Source organism: Candidatus Epulonipiscium sp., from assembly GCA_012519205.1.
GTDB lineage: Bacteria > Bacillota > Clostridia > Lachnospirales > Defluviitaleaceae > JAAYQR01.
In genome coordinates this window covers 26,658-45,614 of record JAAYQR010000023.1, presented here as the reverse complement: position 1 = coordinate 45,614, position 18,957 = coordinate 26,658, and the positions used below count along the sequence as shown (strand labels likewise).

General features: G+C 35.3%; 15 protein-coding genes and 1 pseudogene. 11 read left to right on the top strand and 5 right to left on the bottom strand.

Features of this window, described 5'->3' with window-relative positions; translation table 11 throughout:
• Positions 1 to 36: 36 nt before the first annotated feature.
• The 4 genes and pseudogenes from asnS (at position 37) to GX308_07385 (ending at position 6,725) form a co-directional block, all read left to right on the top strand.
• Positions 37 to 1,428, top strand: coding sequence for an asparagine--tRNA ligase (gene asnS, locus GX308_07400; GenBank protein NLK21895.1), 1,392 nt, complete (start codon positions 37 to 39; stop codon positions 1,426 to 1,428).
• Positions 1,429 to 1,450: 22 nt separating this feature from the next.
• Entirely contained in the window at positions 1,451 to 3,424 is a 1,974-nt protein-coding gene (tkt, locus tag GX308_07395; GenBank protein NLK21894.1) for a transketolase, read from the top strand.
• Between the two features lie 167 nt (positions 3,425 to 3,591).
• On the top strand, positions 3,592 to 4,377 hold the full coding sequence (locus GX308_07390) for a transposase (protein ID NLK21893.1): 786 nt from the start codon (positions 3,592 to 3,594) through the stop codon (positions 4,375 to 4,377).
• Positions 4,378 to 4,544: 167 nt separating this feature from the next.
• Positions 4,545 to 6,725: pseudogene (locus tag GX308_07385) on the top strand (DNA topoisomerase III).
• Positions 6,726 to 6,750: 25 nt separating this feature from the next.
• Here GX308_07385 and GX308_07380 read toward each other — a convergent pair.
• The 5 genes from GX308_07380 to GX308_07360 form a co-directional block, all read right to left on the bottom strand.
• Positions 6,751 to 7,677 (bottom strand): glycine/betaine ABC transporter substrate-binding protein, encoded by a 927-nt coding sequence (locus GX308_07380; GenBank protein NLK21892.1) that lies wholly within the window; start codon positions 7,675 to 7,677, stop codon positions 6,751 to 6,753.
• 12 nt (positions 7,678 to 7,689) lie between these two features.
• Positions 7,690 to 8,289: an ABC transporter permease gene (locus GX308_07375; protein ID NLK21891.1), complete on the bottom strand. Its 600-nt coding sequence runs from the start codon at positions 8,287 to 8,289 to the stop codon at positions 7,690 to 7,692.
• Between the two features lies 1 nt (position 8,290).
• The gene (locus GX308_07370) at positions 8,291 to 8,896 is read right to left on the bottom strand and encodes an ABC transporter permease (GenBank protein ID NLK21890.1); all 606 of its coding nucleotides are present in this window, start codon (positions 8,894 to 8,896) and stop codon (positions 8,291 to 8,293) included.
• 35 nt (positions 8,897 to 8,931) lie between these two features.
• Positions 8,932 to 10,053, bottom strand: coding sequence for a betaine/proline/choline family ABC transporter ATP-binding protein (locus tag GX308_07365; protein ID NLK21889.1), 1,122 nt, complete (start codon positions 10,051 to 10,053; stop codon positions 8,932 to 8,934).
• Between the two features lie 147 nt (positions 10,054 to 10,200).
• On the bottom strand, positions 10,201 to 10,821 hold the full coding sequence (locus tag GX308_07360; GenBank protein ID NLK21888.1) for a GntR family transcriptional regulator: 621 nt from the start codon (positions 10,819 to 10,821) through the stop codon (positions 10,201 to 10,203).
• A 570-nt stretch (positions 10,822 to 11,391) separates the two neighbouring features.
• Here GX308_07360 and GX308_07355 point away from each other — a divergent pair.
• The 7 genes from GX308_07355 (at position 11,392) to GX308_07325 (ending at position 18,911) form a co-directional block, all read left to right on the top strand.
• Positions 11,392 to 12,150, top strand: coding sequence for a basic amino acid ABC transporter substrate-binding protein (locus GX308_07355; protein ID NLK21887.1), 759 nt, complete (start codon positions 11,392 to 11,394; stop codon positions 12,148 to 12,150).
• 154 nt (positions 12,151 to 12,304) lie between these two features.
• Positions 12,305 to 13,015 carry an amino acid ABC transporter permease gene (locus tag GX308_07350; GenBank protein NLK21886.1) on the top strand — a complete coding sequence of 237 codons (711 nt, stop codon included), beginning with the start codon at positions 12,305 to 12,307 and terminating at the stop codon, positions 13,013 to 13,015.
• Positions 13,008 to 13,730 carry an amino acid ABC transporter ATP-binding protein gene (locus GX308_07345; protein NLK21885.1) on the top strand — a complete coding sequence of 241 codons (723 nt, stop codon included), beginning with the start codon at positions 13,008 to 13,010 and terminating at the stop codon, positions 13,728 to 13,730. The genes GX308_07350 and GX308_07345 overlap by 8 nt, the downstream gene beginning before the upstream one ends.
• Positions 13,731 to 14,013: 283 nt before the next feature.
• Positions 14,014 to 14,550: a ribosome-associated translation inhibitor RaiA gene (gene raiA, locus GX308_07340; protein ID NLK21884.1), complete on the top strand. Its 537-nt coding sequence runs from the start codon at positions 14,014 to 14,016 to the stop codon at positions 14,548 to 14,550.
• Positions 14,551 to 14,698: 148 nt separating this feature from the next.
• On the top strand, positions 14,699 to 17,275 hold the full coding sequence (secA, locus tag GX308_07335) for a preprotein translocase subunit SecA (GenBank protein ID NLK21883.1): 2,577 nt from the start codon (positions 14,699 to 14,701) through the stop codon (positions 17,273 to 17,275).
• 35 nt (positions 17,276 to 17,310) lie between these two features.
• A protein-coding gene (prfB, locus tag GX308_07330; GenBank protein ID NLK21882.1) for a peptide chain release factor 2 occupies positions 17,311 to 18,412 on the top strand; the annotation gives its coding sequence in 2 pieces (ribosomal slippage) (positions 17,311 to 17,385 and positions 17,387 to 18,412; 1,101 coding nt in all).
• Between the two features lie 34 nt (positions 18,413 to 18,446).
• Positions 18,447 to 18,911, top strand: a complete 465-nt coding sequence (locus GX308_07325; GenBank protein ID NLK21881.1) for a purine-binding chemotaxis protein CheW — start codon at positions 18,447 to 18,449, stop codon at positions 18,909 to 18,911.
• Positions 18,912 to 18,957 lie beyond the last annotated feature (46 nt).

Below are 18,957 nucleotides of genomic sequence, written 5' to 3'. Positions count from 1 at the left end.
TTAATGCATAGGCTTTAAAAGAGAGGAGAAAAACAGGTGGAATATACATTAGTTAAAGAACTTTACAGGAATACAGAAGAATATGCCCATAGTAAAGTTGCGGTAGGAGGATGGGTTAGGACAGTCCGTAGCTCCAAAACATTCGGATTTATTGAACTAAATGATGGTTCGTTTTTTAAAAGTGTTCAGATTGTGTTTGAAGAAGGCATGAATAACTTTAACGAGATTACAAAACTAAATATAGGAGCTTCCATTACAGTAGAAGGGATTATGGTCAAAACCCCCGAAGCAAAACAACCCTTCGAAATTAAAGCGGAAACCATTACAGTGGAAGGAAATTCCTCTTCAGATTATCCATTACAGAAAAAAAGGCATACTTTTGAGTTTTTAAGAAATATAGCCCATCTTCGCCCAAGGACCAACACTTTTTCAGCAGTTTTTAGGGTAAGATCTTTAGCGGCTTATGCTATTCATCAATTCTTTCAAGAAAAAGGATTTGTTTATGTACATACTCCAATAATCACAGGAAGTGATGCTGAGGGTGCAGGAGAAATGTTTAAGGTTTCTAATCTGGATTTTAACAACATCCCAAAGGATGATAGGGGAAATGTCGACTTTAAAAAAGATTTCTTTGCAAGAGAAACAAATCTTACAGTTAGTGGACAACTATCTGCTGAAACTTATGCTATGGCCTTTAGAAATGTATATACCTTTGGACCTACCTTCCGTGCGGAAAATTCTAATACAGCAAGGCATGCAGCAGAGTTTTGGATGATTGAACCTGAAATGGCATTTGCAGACTTGAAAGATGATATGAAATTGGCAGAAGATATGTTAAAATATATAATTCAATTTGTTATGGAGCATGCTCCTGAGGAAATGGAATTCTTCAATCAATTTGTGGACAAGACATTATTTGATAGACTAAGCAATATTGTAAATTCTGATTTTGGGCAGATTACTTATACAGAAGCCATCGATATATTAAAGAAGTCTGGCAATAAATTTGAATATCCCGTGGAATGGGGGATTGATCTTCAAACAGAACATGAAAGATATATAACAGAAAAGGTATTTAATAAGCCTGTATTTGTTACCGACTATCCTAAAGAAATAAAAGCTTTCTATATGAGACAAAACGATGATGGTAAAACTGTTGCCGCCATGGACTTATTAGTCCCAGGGGTAGGAGAAATTATCGGGGGAAGCCAGAGAGAAGAAAGACTTGAAGTACTAGAAAGTAGAATTCAGGAATTAGGCATGAAGCAAGAGGATTATTGGTGGTACCTTGATACAAGAAGATATGGCGGAACGAAGCATGCAGGTTTTGGTTTGGGTTTTGAAAGAGCAATTATGTATATAACAGGAATGGGCAACATAAGGGATGTTATTTCCTTCCCTAGAACAGTAAGGAATGCAGAATTTTAATCAAAATAAGGAGGATTTAAAAATGAATAATATCGAGCGAATGAGTGTAAACACCATTAGAGTTTTAGCAGCTGAAGGGATTCAAAAGGCTAATTCAGGACATCCAGGACTACCCCTTGGTGCAGCACCCATGGCCTATAGCCTATGGGCAAAACAAATGAAGCATAACCCAAACAATACGGAATGGATGGATAGAGATAGATTTGTTCTATCCGCAGGACATGGCTCTATGCTTTTATATTCTTTACTTCATTTATTTGGATATGGTCTTACCATGGATGATTTAAAAAGCTTTAGGCAATATGGCAGTAAAACCCCAGGTCATCCTGAATACGGTCATACAAGAGGGGTTGAAGTTACAACAGGCCCTCTTGGGCAGGGGATTGCTACTGCAGTGGGTATGGCGATGGCAGAAAGCTATTTAGCAGCTCACTTTAACCGACCAGAACACAAGATAGTTGACCACTACACCTACGCTTTATCTGGGGACGGATGTATGATGGAAGGTATTTCATCAGAAGCAGCATCCTTAGCGGGTACATTAGAGTTAGGAAAACTGATTGTATTATACGATTCTAATAATATTTCCATAGAAGGAAGCACCGATATTGCTTTTAGAGAAAATGTAGGAAAGCGCTTTGATGCTTTCGGATGGCAGGTTTTAACCGTTGAAGATGGAACAGATGTAGAAGCCATCAATAGGGCAATAGTACAAGCTAAAAAAGAAACAAAGAAACCAACCCTTATCGAAATCAAGACTCAAATCGGTTATGGAGTTCCTGCAAAACAAGGGAAAGCCTCAGCGCATGGGGAACCTTTAGGAGCAGAAAACATTACTGCAATGAAAGAGTTCTTAGGCTGGGATGCTGCAGAAGAATTCCATGTGTCTAAAGAAGTAAGAAATCACATGGATGATATTATTAAAAAAGGTAAAGCGGAAGAAGAAGCTTGGAATAAATTATTTGCTTCTTATAAAGAAACGTATCCTGAGTTAGCAAAAGAGTGGGATATCTGGAACAGCAAAGAACTTCCAGTAGATCTTCTAAACGATGAAGAACTATGGAATATAACTGGTTCTGTAGCCACGAGACAAGCTTCAGGTAAAGCAATTAACCGTCTGGCAAAGATTATCCCTAACCTTATTGGTGGTTCTGCTGACCTTTCTCCTTCCACTAAGACTTATATGGATGGGAAAGGAGACTATTCTGCAGAAGATAGAACAGGTGCCAATCTTCACTTTGGGGTAAGAGAACATGCTATGGCTGCCATAGTTAATGGAATGGCTGTTCATGGCGGCTTAAGAGCATTCGGAGCGACCTTCTTTGTATTTAGTGATTACATGAAAGGTGCTATGAGACTATCTTCCCTAATGAACCTTCCTGTTACTTATGTGCTTACCCATGATAGCATAGGGGTTGGAGAGGATGGTCCTACCCATGAACCTATTGAACATTTGGCAGCGCTTAGAAGTATGCCAGGATTTACAGTATATCGCCCAGCAGACGGAAAAGAAACTGCAGCAGCATGGTATACGGCATTAACTAATGATGGACCAACGGCTTTGGTACTTACAAGGCAAAATCTACCTGATTTAGGCACAGACGGAAAGGATGCTCTTAAGGGTGCTTATATCTTAAAGGATTCAGAAAATCCAGATGTTCTTCTTATGGCAACAGGTTCAGAAGTACAGTTAATCAATGAAGCTTATACAATCCTAAAAGAAAAAGGTATTAATGCTAGAGTAGTTAGCATGCCATCTTGGGAAGTGTTCGAAAAACAAAGTGAAGAATACAAAAACAGCGTTCTTCCAAAAAATATTACCAAAAGAGTTGCTGTAGAAGCAGCCTCCTCCTTTGGTTGGCATAAATACACAGGATTGGAGGGAAAAGTAATCTCCATAGATACCTTTGGAGCTTCTGGACCGGCGGAAATACTATTTGAAAAGTTCGGCTTTACTGTAGATAACGTAGTAAAAACAGTAGAAAGCATCATGTAAATAAAAAAATAGGCTCTTTGTCAATAGTTGGGGTAGGATTGATTGTAATCTTACTCCAACTATTGACAAAGAGCCTATTTTAATATTAGTCATCGGGGACGGTTCTTTTTGATTATTTTGTGTATTAAATTATACCTTTTGTCAATAATTTGACAGGAGGTGATTTTATGCCAAGAGAGGCAAGAAAAGAAAGCAGTACAGGATATTATCATATTATAATGCGCGGAAACAATAGAAGTTGGATTTTTTCTAGTGAAGTATATAAAACAGAATTTTTAAACATGCTTAAAGAACAAGAAGAAGATCATTTAATAGAAACAGTAGCATGGTGCATTATGGATAATCATGTACATATAGTATTGAAATCAAGAATTAAAGAAATGTCATTAGCAATAAAGAAGATTAATATCAAATTTGCAATGAAATATAATCAAAAAGGAAAGAATACGGGGCATGTGTTTCAAGATCGTTTTAAGAGTGAACCTATTGAAACAGAGAAATATTTGCTTCAAGTAGTGAGATATGTTCATAATAATCCAGTTAAAGCAAAGATAGTAAAAGAAGTAGGCGATTATAAGTGGAGTAGTTATAAAAATTATCTTAATGAAGAAAGTGTAAACAAATCTAGGCAGATGAAATTGATACTTAGTTATTTTAACTATGATATCAAAGAACTTGCCAAATTTCACTTGAAATCAGATGGAGATGAATATTTGGAAATTATAGAAGACCTCGAACAGTATAGACTTGAAAATGCACAATACATTATTTCTAAATACTGTAATGAAAAAGGAATCATTGATTTAAGACAGATAAAGGCCAATAATATGTATATGAAGGAACTTATCATAAGACTAATAAAAGGAAGCAAGTTATCCTTAAGGAAAGTTGCTAATCTTCTAGAAATATCTTATAATGTGGTGCAAGCTTTAAACCAGAGAGATGGTAAATAAAATATGAGGTTAAAGTCTAAAAGTCTAAATAAATCAAAGACAAATCAAAAAGAACCGTCCCCAATGGTAAAAAAGAACCGTCCCCAATGGTACCCAATGGTACCCAATGGTACAGGAGTTATAGTATGCTACTATTAAGACGAAATGATTTTGAGAGGATTGGACATATGGGAAAAACATTAGTATTAGCAGAAAAGCCTTCCGTAGGCAGGGACTTAGCAAGAGTCCTTAATTGTTCTAAAAAGATAAATGGTGCACTAGAAGGAAATAAATATATTGTTACCTGGGCTCTAGGCCATTTGGTTACCTTGGCGGAACCAGAAAAGTATGATAATAAGTATCAGTCATGGAATATGGAAGATTTGCCCCTTCTGCCTTCTAGATTAAAGCTAGAAATTATCAAAAAAACATCCAAACAGTTTTATGCTGTAAAAGAACAGATGGAAAGAAAAGATGTGGAAGAAATCATAATAGCAACAGATGCTGGAAGAGAAGGGGAATTGGTTGCCAGATGGATTATCGAAAAGGTATATATTAAAAAGCCAATAAAAAGGTTATGGATTTCCTCGGTTACTGATAAGGCAATAAAAGAAGGATTTAATAAACTAAAGGATGGGAAATTTTATGATAATCTTTATGCTTCTGCCATAGCCAGAGCAGAAGGGGACTGGATTGTAGGCATTAATGCCACCCGTGCGCTAACCTGTAAACACAATGCCCAACTCTCCTGTGGAAGAGTACAGACCCCTACCTTAGCCATGATTGCACAAAGGGAAGAGGAAATAAAAAGCTTTAAGCCAAAAACTTATTACGGAATCAGCGCACAGGCTCATGGCATAAAGTTCCTATGGCAAGATGATAAAACAAATAGCACTAGTACCTTTGATAAAAACTACAGGGATAATGTCATACAATCAATTAAAGATAAAAGTGCAAAAGTGATAGAAGTTAAAAAAGCTTATAAGAAAAGTTACCCCCCAGGGCTTTATGATTTGACGGAGCTTCAAAGGGATGCTAATAGGATTTTTGGCTATTCTGCAAAAGAAACTTTATCCATCATGCAGAGATTGTATGAAAATCATAAGGTTTTAACTTACCCTAGGACAGATTCTAAATATATATCCAAGGACATAGTAGAGACACTAAGGGATAGAGTTCAGGCCTGTACTGTGGGAGCTTACAATAAACTTACAAACCAGATTCTAAAGACTACAATCAAAGGAAATCCATCCTTTGTGGATGATAATAAGGTTTCCGATCACCATGCCATTATCCCAACAGAACAAAGGGCGTCTTTGAATGCTTTATCTGAAAATGAAAGAAAAATATATGATTTGGTGGTAAAACGGTTTTTAGCAGTGTTATTTCCTCCCTTTGAATATGAACAAACTCTTATAAAGGCAAAAGCAGGGAATGGGGTATTTATAGTAAAGGGAAAAGTAGTCATAAAGGAAGGATGGAAGGCAGTATACCATTATCAAGAAGAGGAAGATAATGAAAATATAGAAGAACAAGTCCTTCCTAATATAGAACGAGGGGCCATCCTAAAGTTATCTTCTATACTAGAAACCACAGGACAAACTAAGGCCCCAGCATATTTTAATGAAGGCACCCTACTACAAGCCATGGAAAATCCTGTAAGGTATATGGATAGCAAAAACAAGGACTTAATAAAGACCATAGGAGAAACGGGGGGTCTTGGTACAGTAGCCACCAGAGCCGATATTATAGAAAAGTTATACGGTGGTTTCTTAATTGAGAAAAGAGGAAAAGATATCTATATAACCTCTAAAGGCAAACAGCTTCTAGATTTGGCTCCGAAGGATTTGAAATCCCCCAAGCTAACGGCACAATGGGAACAAAAATTAAATGATATCTCTAAGGGGAATCTTTCAAAGTAGCAGTTTGTTAATGAAATGAAAGGGTATACCAAGGAGATTGTCAGTGAAATAAAAAATAGTGAAGTAAAATTTAGACATGATAATATCACAGGAACTAGATGTCCAGAATGTGGAAAGTATATGCTAGAAGTCAATGGTAAAAAGGGCAGGATGTATGTTTGCCAAGATAGAGAATGTGGATATCGTAAAGGCATTGCAAAAAAGACCAATGCTAGATGCCCAAATTGTCACAAAAGGATGGAACTTCGTGGGGAAGGGGAGGGACAGATATTTGTATGTATCTGTGGATATAGAGAAAAACTCTCCTCATTTAATAAAAGAAAGAAAAATGAGAAGAGTAGCCTTTCAAAAAGAGAAGTATCAAGTTATTTGAAAAAACAAAAGAAGGAGGCTGATGAACCTATTAATTCGGGACTCTTTAGCGAACTTTTAAAACTCAAAAAATGAAATTGCAAAAGTTTTTCTTATGCTATTATTTAGACAAGCCATTTTCTACTAAAAATTCTTTAGCAACATCAGTGGGGTTGCGACCTTCTGCATCTACCTGATAATTCATTTCGGTCATCGTTTCATTATCTATAAGACCGGCCAAGCTATTTAATACCTTCTCTAGATTCGGTGCGGTTTCGGCATATTCTTCGAATAAAGAATCTCTTATTTGAAAGGCCCCGTAATATTGCGGGAAGAAGGATTTATCATCAATAAGAGTCTTTAAACCAGACTTTCTATTTAAACCATCCGTTGAAAAAGCTATCGTTACATCAATATTACCATTGTCTATTGCAGCATATTTAAGACCGATATCGATGGATTTACTATCAGCCCATTGGGTATTATAGTATTCATTAAACGGATTAAAACGCATGGAGGCTTCATCATCGAAAAATTCATGTTCAGCACCAAATACCAAGTCTTTTGAAAAAGGTACTAAGTCACTGATAGTTTCAATATTGTTTTCCTCAGTAAATTCCTTCTTAAGGGCTATGGCATAGGTGTTTTCAAATCCAAATTTATCAGTTAATGTAAGGCCTAATTCTTTAGCGCCTTCTTTTCTTACCCATTCAAAAAGCTCTTCATCCTCCGGCACATCTTTTGTATCACGGCCCATTAAGGTTGTAAGATGGGTACCATCATAAGATACAAAGAGATCGACTTCCCCCGCTCGATTAGCTTTTGAAGCTGGAATAGTTTGCATGGAATCATGGAAGATAACCTTTAAATCGGTGTTTTCTTCTATTAATATACCTGCCATTTGTATCAAAATTTCAATTTCAGAAAAATACCCCCTAAGCAATATTATTTCATTTTTAGAGTCCCCTCTAGAATTGCACGCTGTAGATGATGCCATAAGTATAGACATAATTATTAAAGCAGAAATCATTCTTTTGAATTTAAACATGTTAATCTCCTTTTAATTTTTGAATTGTCGAGTTTTTAATCGGCTTTCCATATACCCCATACCAAGATCAAAAAGAATTGCCATAAGCATAAGGGCTATGGTTGCTTCCATTAAAGTAGTCATATCCTGAATAAGGATAGCTCTATTTATAGTTGATCCTAAGCCACCACCACCTACGATTGCACCAAATACAGCAGTACCGATAGACGTGACTACAGCAATTCTTATTCCCGTAAAAATCATAGGAAAGGCTAAGGGCAACTCGATTTTGAACAATCTTTGGATTTTGGTCATTCCCATCCCTTTGGCTGCTTCTTTTATTCCAGGCTCGATATCTTCTAGACCTACATAGGTATTTCTAACAATGGGGAGCAAGGAATAAAGCACAAGTCCTACTATTACAGTGGTACTTGTGGCACCAAAAACAATCATTATTAAGCCAAGTAGGGCTAAAACTGGAAGAGTCTGCAACACATCCACTATCCAAAGAATAACTTTTTTAGTAGGTTTAAAAATATGACATAAAACCCCAAGAATTAATCCGAATAAGGTTGTTATAGATGAAGCAATAGCTACCAAGTACAAATGTTCAAATACTCTTGATATTTCCATACTACATCCTCCCTTGCAGACCCCGTGGGGTTATTTTTTTATGAACAGTATCTATAATATATCCAAGAACCATCGCTAGAATAGCAGAGGGTAGGGCACCACCAATAATTAAGGTTTGATTATTGGTTTCAATTCCACGATATACGAATTCTCCCAATCCTCCAAGACCAATCATGGCAGCCAATACGGCCCAGCTTACCGTATATATGGTAGACATTCTTAAACCGTTAAATATCGAACCCATTGCTAGGGGCAGCTCCACTTTGAATAAAATTTGCATTTTGGTCATCCCACAGCCCCGAGCTGCTTCTTTCAGGTTTTTATCAACATTAACAATACCTGTATAGGTGTTTTTAAGGATGGGAAACAGGGCATATATAGAAAGTGCTGTGATAACGGTTAGAGGTTTCATTCCTAGGTATATAAAAAGCACGCCGATAAAAACCAACCCGGGAATCGTTTGAAAAACCCCTATTAAGGGAATTACTATTTTTGAAACCTTAGGTGCTCTAGATAATAATATTCCGAGAAATAAAGCAACGACAAATCCTATACTTACTGAGATAAAAACATATTGTAAATGAATAAGTATTGATTTAATGAGCATATCTCCATATCTTTCTAGAAAGGTTATAATCATCTTCAATTTGCTTCACCCCAAACTACACTTGCTAGGGACTTGGTCATACTGGTTTTTGTTATAATACCTGCTATTGTTTTGTTTCTATTTAAAACAACCAGATAACTAGCCTTAGTTTCAATTAACAAATCAAAGGCTTCCTTTGCATTGGTATTTAAAGTAACTGTAGGAACTTTAGAATTAACTAATTTAGATATCATTTCACCGGGATTTCCATGATCTCTTATATATTCTATAGTGACAATTCCCTTGAATTTATCATTATTATCGATTATTATGGCTGAATCAAGTTCTTTTTGCTTCATATGTTCAATGCATTCTAGGGTTTTTTTAGTTTCAGGGAGGGTTAAAACTCTGGTTTTCATAACATCTGCACAGGTTAAATCACTGCCACTACGGGAATAAGACAATCTTCCCATAAAGTCACTGATAATTGGGTCGGCAGGTTTATTAAGCATTTCTTCAGGAGTGGCAGCTTGTAAGATTTTACCTTTAGACATAAAGACAATCTTATCTGCCATCTTAACAGCTTCATCCATATCATGAGTTACAAAAATAATAGTTTTATTTAATTTCTTTTGTAAAGTTTTCAATTCATCTTGAAGACCATCCCTTGTTACTGGATCCAAAGCCCCAAAGGGTTCATCCATTAAAATGATGGGGGGTTCTGCAGCCAATGCTCTTAAGACACCGATTCTTTGTTGTTGCCCCCCGCTTAACTCGTTAGGGTATTTTTTAGCATTCTCATCATAGGGTAAATCAACCATTTCTAGAAGTTCATGAACTCTTTTATTACATTTTTCTTTGCTCCACTTTAATAGTTTTGGAACAACGGATATATTTTCTTCTATGGTCATATTAGGGAAAAGGCCAATTTGTTGAATGACATAACCTATTTTTCTACGGAGTTCAACGGCATTCATTTCCATAATATTTTGTTCATCGATATAAATGTTTCCCTCATTTGTCTTTATTAATCTGTTAATCATTTTTAGAGTTGTAGTTTTACCACAACCGGAAGGGCCGATGAGAACAACAAACTCTCCATTATTTATAGTTAAGTTAAGGTTATCCACAATAGTTATATCATCATATCTTTTAGTGACATTTTCATAAACAATCATATTCAATCCTCCTATCTTTATTTTTATGATAACTTTGCCAACCAACAACCTATACTAACACCAAAGTTGTCAGGTGTCAAATCACAATAAAAAACCTAATAGAGATTTTCTATTAGGTTGGGAGATTTTAATATATGAATTTGTAAATCATTCGGATAAAAACTCCTTGGTTCGATTTCTAACGTAGGGGTCCCCGACTATTATAAGTATATCACCCTGTTGGAATTCAGTATAGGGTCCTGGGGAGACTATAAGTTCCTGCCCTCTTTTTATTCCTACTATGGTTGCTCCTGTATTTTGCCAAAACTTTGTATCATAAATATTTTTACCTATGGTATGAGAATCAAAAGGAATAACAATTTCCATAGGGGTAATAAGATTACTATGTTTTAATTTATCGGCATACTCTATAATGGTATTTAATTTATCCAAGATATCAATTTCTATTTTCTTTTTCTGTTCTAACAGATTTTTTACACTAATTTTCAATTCATCAATGCTTTCTTTTTGTTTAAAACGCTCCATAAATCTATAGGCTTTCTCTTTTGATTTTACATAGATGCCACTTCCTTGGGTAACAGTAACAACTTCCATATCTTCGAGAAGTCTCATAGCCCTTCTTATAGTTTCAGGGGATACATTATATTCCCCTGCTAAAGTGGAGCGACCCCTTAATTTGTTTCCTTCTAAAAATTCTCCTTTATAAATTCTACCTGCCATATCTACTGCAATTTTCATATACACAGGAACTCCTGCACGGCTTTGCATATCTTCACCTCGGATTTTCACTTTAATTATATTGGATATTGTATTTGAAAGCATCTAATAAAACTTAGATTTAATTGTAGCATTTGTGTTAACAACAGACAACCTTTATATTTTAGTTTGATTTGTAATAAAATGTAGAGAAATTTGACACAATTTAAAATATAGAAGGATAAATTGATGCATCAATAATAATTTTAATTAATAATCATATTCATTAGTTAAGGTATTTTTATTTAAAAAACGGCTGAGATTAACATAATCTTTTACAATTATAAAAAACTCACAAGTTTATCCACATAAAGAAACCTTATAAGTACTATGAATATAGTTATGCACAAAACTATCCACATTATCCACAGATTTTATGTACACAAAACAAATGTTTTGTGGAAACTAAGAAAGTTATTCACAAAATGAGAATGAAAGATGTATATTTAGTTTTAATCGTTTTAATTTTGCAAGGGAAATTTCTTTTACATATCTCAAAAAATAATAAAACTAAATAATAAAAACAGTTGACTGTTTATACAGCAGGTTGTATAATTATACAAAACAGAAGGGGAGGATATAATGAAGAAAATAATAAGTTTTATATTAACAATAGTAGTTTTAGTAGGATTGGTTGGATGTGGAAAAAAAATAGATACTCTAAAAAATATTACGCAAAAAGGTGTCATTGTCATGGGGACGAATGCGGAGTTTCCTCCTTTTGAATACAGGGAAGGGGATACAGTAGCGGGTTTTGATGTCGAAATTGCAAAGAGAGTAGCAAAAAAATTAGGGGTAGAACTACAAATTGAAGACATGTTATTTGACGGCTTAATACCAGCCCTACAAGCTGGCAAAATTGATTTTATTGCTGCTGGAATGAGTGTTGACGAAGAGAGGAAGAAGAATGTCGATTTCTCAAGTGGATATTATGAAGCAAGCCAAGTAATTGTTACTATGAAAGACAATACGGAAATAAAAGGCCCTGAAGAACTTAAAAATAAAAAAATTGGTGTTCAGTTAGGAACAACGGGAGATAAAGAAGCACAAACCATAGAAGGAGCAGAAGTTGTCCAGTTTAACGCGGCGTTTGCTGCCATTATGGATTTGCAAAATGGTAAGGTAGATGCGGTTGTTTTAGATTCTGAACCAGCTAGAAACTTTAGTTCTCAAAATGACAAAATACAGATTTTGCCTCTGGAACTAACTCAAGAAGAGTATGCAATAGCCGCTAGGAAGGGAGACCAAGGACTAATCGATACTATAAATATTGTACTAGAAGAGATGAAAGCTAATGGTGAGTACGATGAACTGGTAGAAAAATATTTTGTTCATGAGTAAAAAATAATAATTAAAAAGGTTAGCAGTATATACTGCTGACCTTTTTCTGTGATACAATATAGAATGTAAAAGTCAGAGGAATGACAAAAATGGGCATTGATTATTTTTAGACTTCTTCAATAATATAGGAATAAAAGTAATGTGAGGTGGGAGTATGTCGGTATGGGAAATATTCTTTGGGAATAAAAGATATAAATATATTTTAGATGGGCTTCGATTTTCCTTAGCAGTAACTGCATTTGCCGCTATTATTGGGGTTTTTATAGGTGTTGTAATTGCTTTGTTTCGAGTAACAGAATTTAAACCATTTAAATTCTTAAGGGGGAAGAAGGGATGTAGAAAGCTAGCAGAGTTTAATCCCCTTTCATTTTTGGCAACAATGTATATTGATATCATTAGAGGGACTCCAGCGGTTGTGCAGCTTATGATTATGCATACAGTGATATTTGGAGGGATTAATGCCCCTAAATTATTGGTGGCGGGGATAGCTTTTGGTATTAATAGTGGGGCTTATGTTGCTGAGATAGTTAGAGCAGGGATACAAGGCCTTGATAAGGGGCAAATGGAAGCAGCTCGTTCCCTTGGTATGGGATATGGAATGGCAATGTATCATATTATTATTCCACAAGCTATAAAAAATATTTTACCTACATTGGTAAGTGAATTTATAATTTTACTTAAGGAAACATCTATTGTTGGATTTATTGGAGGCTCGGATTTACTTCGTTCCGCTAATATAATTACAAGCCAGACATACAGGGGATTTGAACCATTGATGGCAGTTGCAATTATTTATTTAATACTGACAGGAATATTTACGAAGATTATGCGTATTGTAGAGAGGGGGATGAGAAAAAGTGATTGAGGTTATTGATTTGTATAAAAACTTCGGAAACCTAAAAGTGCTAAAGGGAATTAATGAGTGTATTAGGCAGGGAGAAGTTGTGGTTGTAATAGGGCCTAGCGGTTCAGGTAAATCCACCTTTTTAAGATGCATCAATTTAATGGAACAGCCCACAAAAGGACAGATTAAAGTAGAAGGAATAGACATAACATCACCGCAAACCAATATTAATCTTGTTCGCCAGAAGGTAGGAATGGTCTTTCAACACTTTAATCTATTTCCCCATATGGATGTTATTAGCAATTTAACCTTAGCACCTATTAAATTAAAAGGTTACAGCAAGGAGCAGGCAAGAGATATTGCCTATAAATTACTAGATAAGGTAGGGCTTAGGGAAAAGGCCAAAGAATATCCTAATAAATTATCCGGGGGACAAAAGCAAAGAATTGCTATAGCAAGGGCTCTTGCCATGAACCCGGAGATTATGTTGTTTGATGAACCCACATCAGCTCTAGACCCCGAAATGGTAAAAGAAGTGCTAGAGGTAATTAAGGATTTGGCTAATGAAGGTATGACTATGGTTATTGTAACCCACGAAATGGGTTTTGCAAAGGAAGTAGGAACAAGGCTGCTTTTTATGGATGAGGGAAAAATCATTGAGCAGGGAGGACCAAAGAAGGTATTCTCTAGTCCTAAGGAAGAAAGAACTAAGATTTTCTTGGGTAAGGTTTTGTAAAACAAATGTTTATTTTAATCTAATCCTGTTTTATTATTGATTTGAAGAGTTTTCATTTTTTTAGAAGAATAAGGCTGTTTTTCTGTCCTATGACTATATATAGTGCAGATTATAATATTTTGTGGATAATTTTACATTGTATTATGAAATATTAAATGATAAAACTACAATTAAGAAAATGTTTATTTTAAAAAAGGATTATGATATAATTTGTAGAATATATTATATATACAAAAAGATAAAACCTTTTTGGGAAAGTACTATATAAAAGGAGTTGGTCGTTATGCGTTATATTATTAGTGGAACAAATATAGAAATTACCAATGCCCTTCAGCAAAAAGTAATGGATAAACTAACTAAATTAGAAAAGTTTTTTATAGCTGAAACAGAAGCACAGGTTACCCTTAGTGTTGAGAAGTTAAGACATATTGTGGAAGTAACGATCCCTTTTCAAGGAACAATATTAAGGGCTGAAGTTGAAGGAAAGGATATGTATGCTGCAATTGATGAGGTTGTAGATGTATTAGAAAAGCAGTTACTAAAATTTAAAAACCGTCTTAAGGATAAACATAGGGGGAATAGCCCGTTTAAAAAAGAATTCATAAAAAATATTGAAAAAGATAATGAGGATGAAGAATCAATCATTATAGAAAAAACCAAACGTTTTGCAATCAAGCCTATGGATGTGGAAGAAGCGGCAATGCAGATGGATTTACTAGGACATGATTTTTTTGTATTTAGAGACGCGGTAACAGAAGAAGTAAATGTAGTATACAAACGAAAAAATGGCACCTACGGGTTAATTGAACCAGAATTTTAGAAAACTCCCACGATATTTCGTGGGTTTTTTAATGACCAAATCTATCCAAGAATATACTGTAGTATTGTAAATGAACCTAATGTTTGATATACTATTTTGGGAAAGAATGATAATAGATTAATATCAAGATAATGAAGAAGGTGAATCTGTGAAAAGTTTTTTAGAAAAGATATTTGGAAGTCATAGCAAACGTGAACTAAAAAGAATAGAAGACATTGTTAATGATATTGAAGAGTTGGCTCCACAGATGGAAAAACTAACAGATGATGAGCTAAGGGCTAAAACAGATGAGTTCAAAAAACGATTATCCGCAGGACAAACCCTAGATGATATACTACCGGAGGCTTATGCAGTTGTAAGAGAGGCTGCTACAAGAGTATTAAAAATGAGACATTTTAGAGTTCAGTTGGTTGGGGGAGTAATCTTGCACCAAGGAAGAATATCTGAAATGAAAACAGGGGAAGGTAAAACCCTAGTTTCCACCCTTCCTGCATATTTGAATGCCCTAGAAGAAAAAGGTGTTCACATTGTAACGGTTAATGATTATCTGGCAAAACGTGACGCAGAATGGATGGGGAAGGTCCATGAATTTTTGGGACTTAGTGTAGGAGTTATTCTGAACGATATGGATCCTGAAGAACGCAGAGAGGCTTATAACTGTGATATTACCTATGGAACAAATAATGAATATGGCTTTGATTACCTAAGAGATAACATGGTCATATACAAAGAGGAAATGGTTCAAAGGGAACTTAACTATGCAATCATAGATGAAGTGGACTCAGTATTAATAGACGAAGCTAGAACTCCACTGATTATATCAGGTAGTAGTTCTAAATCTACTCATTTGTATAAGGCAGCGGATACCTTAGTTAGACGATTAATTAAGGGAAAAACATTAACAGAAGAATCATCCTTAAATAACCTAATGCGCCAAGAGGTAGAAGAAGAAGGAGACTTTGTAGTTGATGAGAAGGCAAAAACAGTTACCCTAACAGCTGAAGGGGTTAAAAAAGCAGAGCAATATTTTGGACTAAATAACTTGGCAGATCCTGAGAATATGGAAATACAACATCATATAAACATAGCCCTTAAAGCCAATAACCTTATGCATTTGGATAAAGATTATGTCATTAATGATGGGGAAATCGTAATAGTTGATGAGTTTACAGGAAGGCTAATGCCAGGTAGAAGATATTCGGATGGGCTTCACCAAGCTATAGAGGCTAAAGAAAACGTAGAGGTAAATAGGGAAAGTAAGACTCTAGCAACAATTACTTTCCAGAATTACTTTAACAAATACAACAAAAAATGTGGTATGACGGGTACTGCATTAACAGAGGAAGAGGAATTCCGCCAAATTTATGGTATGGATGTAATCGTTATTCCTACTAATAAACCAGTTGCCCGTATTGACCATTCAGATGTAGTTTACAAAACAGAAAAAGCAAAGTTTAATGCTGTTGTTAACGAAATTGAAGAATCTTATGAAAAAGGACAACCAGTTTTAGTAGGTACTATAACTATCGAAACATCCGAAATGCTTAGCCAACTTCTTAGAAAAAGAGGCGTAAAGCATGAAGTATTAAATGCAAAATATCATGAAAGAGAAGCCGAAATAGTTGCTATGGCAGGACAAAGGAGTGCAGTTACCATTGCAACCAATATGGCAGGCCGTGGTACAGATATTAAACTTGGAGAAGGGGTAGTAGAATTAGGGGGACTAAAGATTATTGGTACAGAAAGACATGAATCAAGACGTATTGATAATCAGTTAAGAGGTCGTTCTGGTCGTCAAGGAGACCCCGGGGAATCACGTTTTTATATTTCCCTTGAAGATGATTTAATGAGGCTTTTTGGTTCAGATAGGATAGCAAAGATATTTGAAACCATAAATATGCCAGAAGATGAACCCATAGAGCATAAAATGCTCACTAAAGCCATAGAAAATGCACAAAAAAAGGTGGAAGGTAATAACTTCTCCATTCGTAAGCACTTACTTGAATATGATAGGGTTATGAATGAACAAAGAGAAATCATATATGGGGAACGTCGTAAGGTGTTAGAAGGAGATAATCTAAAAGGTAATATCATAAAGATGATAAAAGACACCGTGGAACATGCAGTAGAGATAAACACGGGAGAAAGTCCACATCCAGATGATTGGAATATAGCAGGGCTTGGGGATTACCTAGTGAGAATAATCCCGATAGAAGAAGTAGAAGTATCGAAGGAAGAAAGAGAAGATATAACAAAAGAAACCCTAAAAGATAAGTTAATAGAAAAAGCATTAAAATTATATGACAGTAAGGAAAAGGAAATCGGAGAAGAACAAATGCGTGAGATTGAGCGGGTGATTCTCCTTCGAGTAATTGACCAAAAATGGATGGATCATATAGATAATATGGATCAAATGCGTCAGGGTATAGGCCTGCGTGCTTACGGACAAAGAGATCCATTGGTAGAATATCAATTTGTTGGTTATGATATGTTTGAAGAGATGAGTGCTAATATTCAAGAAGATACAGTTCGTGCGCTTTTCCATGTGAAGGTTGCATATAAACCTGAAAGGGAAAGAGTTGCAGAACCGACTTCGACTAATAGGGGAGAAGAATCCAGTGTAAGAACCCCTTATAAGAGAAAAGAGGGGAAAATAGGACGAAATGATTCTTGTCCCTGTGGTAGTGGAAAAAAATATAAACATTGTTGTGGAAAAAATGCATAATATATCGTATAGTAAAGATAGAGGAGTTGAGATAGTTGTTAGAGCTTGAGCAATTAAAATTAGAGCTCCAGCCTTATAAGGATAGACTAGAAGAAATGAGGGATTCACTTTGACATTGCTTCTGCTAAAAAAAGGCTCATAATTTTAGAAAAAAAGTCATCGGATTCAGATTTTTGGAATGACATGGAGGGAGCTCAAAAAATCCTTCAAGAGATAAAATTTTTAAAAACAAAAATAGAAAAGTTCGAAGAACTCTATGAGGAATTTGAAGATATAATTACGCTTATTGAAATGGCCCTAGAAGAAAAAGAAGAAGAATTAATTCCGGAAGCAAAAGGTCTAAGTAAAGAATTTATAAAGCACTATGAAGATATGAGGATTGGCACCTTATTAGATGGGGAATATGATAAGAACAATGCAATACTTACTCTTCATTCTGGAGCAGGGGGAACAGAGGCTTGTGATTGGGTATCCATGCTTTACAGGATGGTTATAAGATGGTCAGAAGATAAAGGATATAAGGTAGAAGTCTTAGACTATTTGCCGGGAGATGAAGCAGGGATTAAATCGGTTACTATTCAGATAAATGGTGAAAATGCCTATGGGTATTTGAAATCAGAAAAGGGTGTCCATCGTCTAGTTAGAATTTCGCCTTTTGATTCTTCTGGGAGACGGCATACTTCCTTTGCATCCTGTGATGTACTTCCAGAAATAGATGATGATGTGGATATAGAAATCAATCCAGAGGAAATAAGAATTGATACCTATAGATCCAGCGGAGCAGGTGGGCAGCATGTTAATACGACGGATTCCGCTGTTCGCATTACCCATGTACCTACTAATATAGTAGTTCAATGTCAAAATGAACGTTCACAGCATAAAAATAAAGATAGAGCGATGAAAATGCTAAGGGCAAAGTTGCATGAAAGAAAGCTAGAAGAGCAACTGGAAAAGCTACAGGGTATTCGGGGCGAAGTCAAAGAAATCGGTTGGGGAAGTCAAATAAGATCCTATGTTTTTCATCCCTATAATATGGTTAAGGATCACCGGACCAGCGAAGAAACAGGAAATGTTTCAGCAGTTATGGACGGGGATATTGATAGATTTATCAATGCATATCTTAAATGGATTCATTAATCCTAGATGGCAAATTTTGAGGGGAGGAAAGGATATGGCAACAAGACAAGAGGTTATTTTTAAATTAGGCGGGGAAGAGTATGGCTTAGATATTATGAAGGTATACGGAATTGAAAAGTATCATCAAGTTACAAAGATACCTAATACACCAGAATACATTGAAGGTATTATAAACCTAAGGGGAGAAGTTCACCCTATTTATAACTTGAGAAAAAAGTTTAAAATGCCTGAGAAACCGATAGACGATGAAACAAAAATGATTATTGTTAATTCCAATGAAATGATGATTGGATTTATAGTTGATGCAGTAATAGAAATAAGGCATATAGAAGAAGAAAACATAAAACCAGCACCTAGACTTATATCAGGTATTGATAGACGGTATATTACAGGAGTAGCCAAAATAGATGATAGAATGGTTATACTTCTAGATGTAGATTTAATCTTAGAAGAAGAAGAAAAAAAGGAAATGTCACAGGTACTAGAGGAAAATGCATAAGTTATTTTTACTAAAAAATGCGGCAAAAGCCGCATTTTTTTATTTG

Excerpts from the sequence above, each read along its gene's own strand:
- tkt (NLK21894.1), top strand. The coding sequence starts at position 1,451 with ATGAATAATATCGAGCGAATGAGTGTAAACACCATTAGAGTTTTAGCA.
- GX308_07325 (NLK21881.1), top strand. The coding sequence starts at position 18,447 with ATGGCAACAAGACAAGAGGTTATTTTTAAATTAGGCGGGGAAGAGTAT.
- GX308_07360 (NLK21888.1), bottom strand. The coding sequence starts at position 10,821 with ATGCAAAGCCGTGCAGGAGTTCCTGTGTATATGAAAATTGCAGTAGAT.
- GX308_07350 (NLK21886.1), top strand. The coding sequence starts at position 12,305 with ATGTCGGTATGGGAAATATTCTTTGGGAATAAAAGATATAAATATATT.
- GX308_07380 (NLK21892.1), bottom strand. The coding sequence starts at position 7,677 with ATGTTTAAATTCAAAAGAATGATTTCTGCTTTAATAATTATGTCTATA.
- GX308_07375 (NLK21891.1), bottom strand. The coding sequence starts at position 8,289 with ATGGAAATATCAAGAGTATTTGAACATTTGTACTTGGTAGCTATTGCT.
- GX308_07355 (NLK21887.1), top strand. The coding sequence starts at position 11,392 with ATGAAGAAAATAATAAGTTTTATATTAACAATAGTAGTTTTAGTAGGA.
- GX308_07370 (NLK21890.1), bottom strand. The coding sequence starts at position 8,896 with ATGCTCATTAAATCAATACTTATTCATTTACAATATGTTTTTATCTCA.
- GX308_07365 (NLK21889.1), bottom strand. The coding sequence starts at position 10,053 with ATGATTGTTTATGAAAATGTCACTAAAAGATATGATGATATAACTATT.
- GX308_07390 (NLK21893.1), top strand. The coding sequence starts at position 3,592 with ATGCCAAGAGAGGCAAGAAAAGAAAGCAGTACAGGATATTATCATATT.
- raiA (NLK21884.1), top strand. The coding sequence starts at position 14,014 with ATGCGTTATATTATTAGTGGAACAAATATAGAAATTACCAATGCCCTT.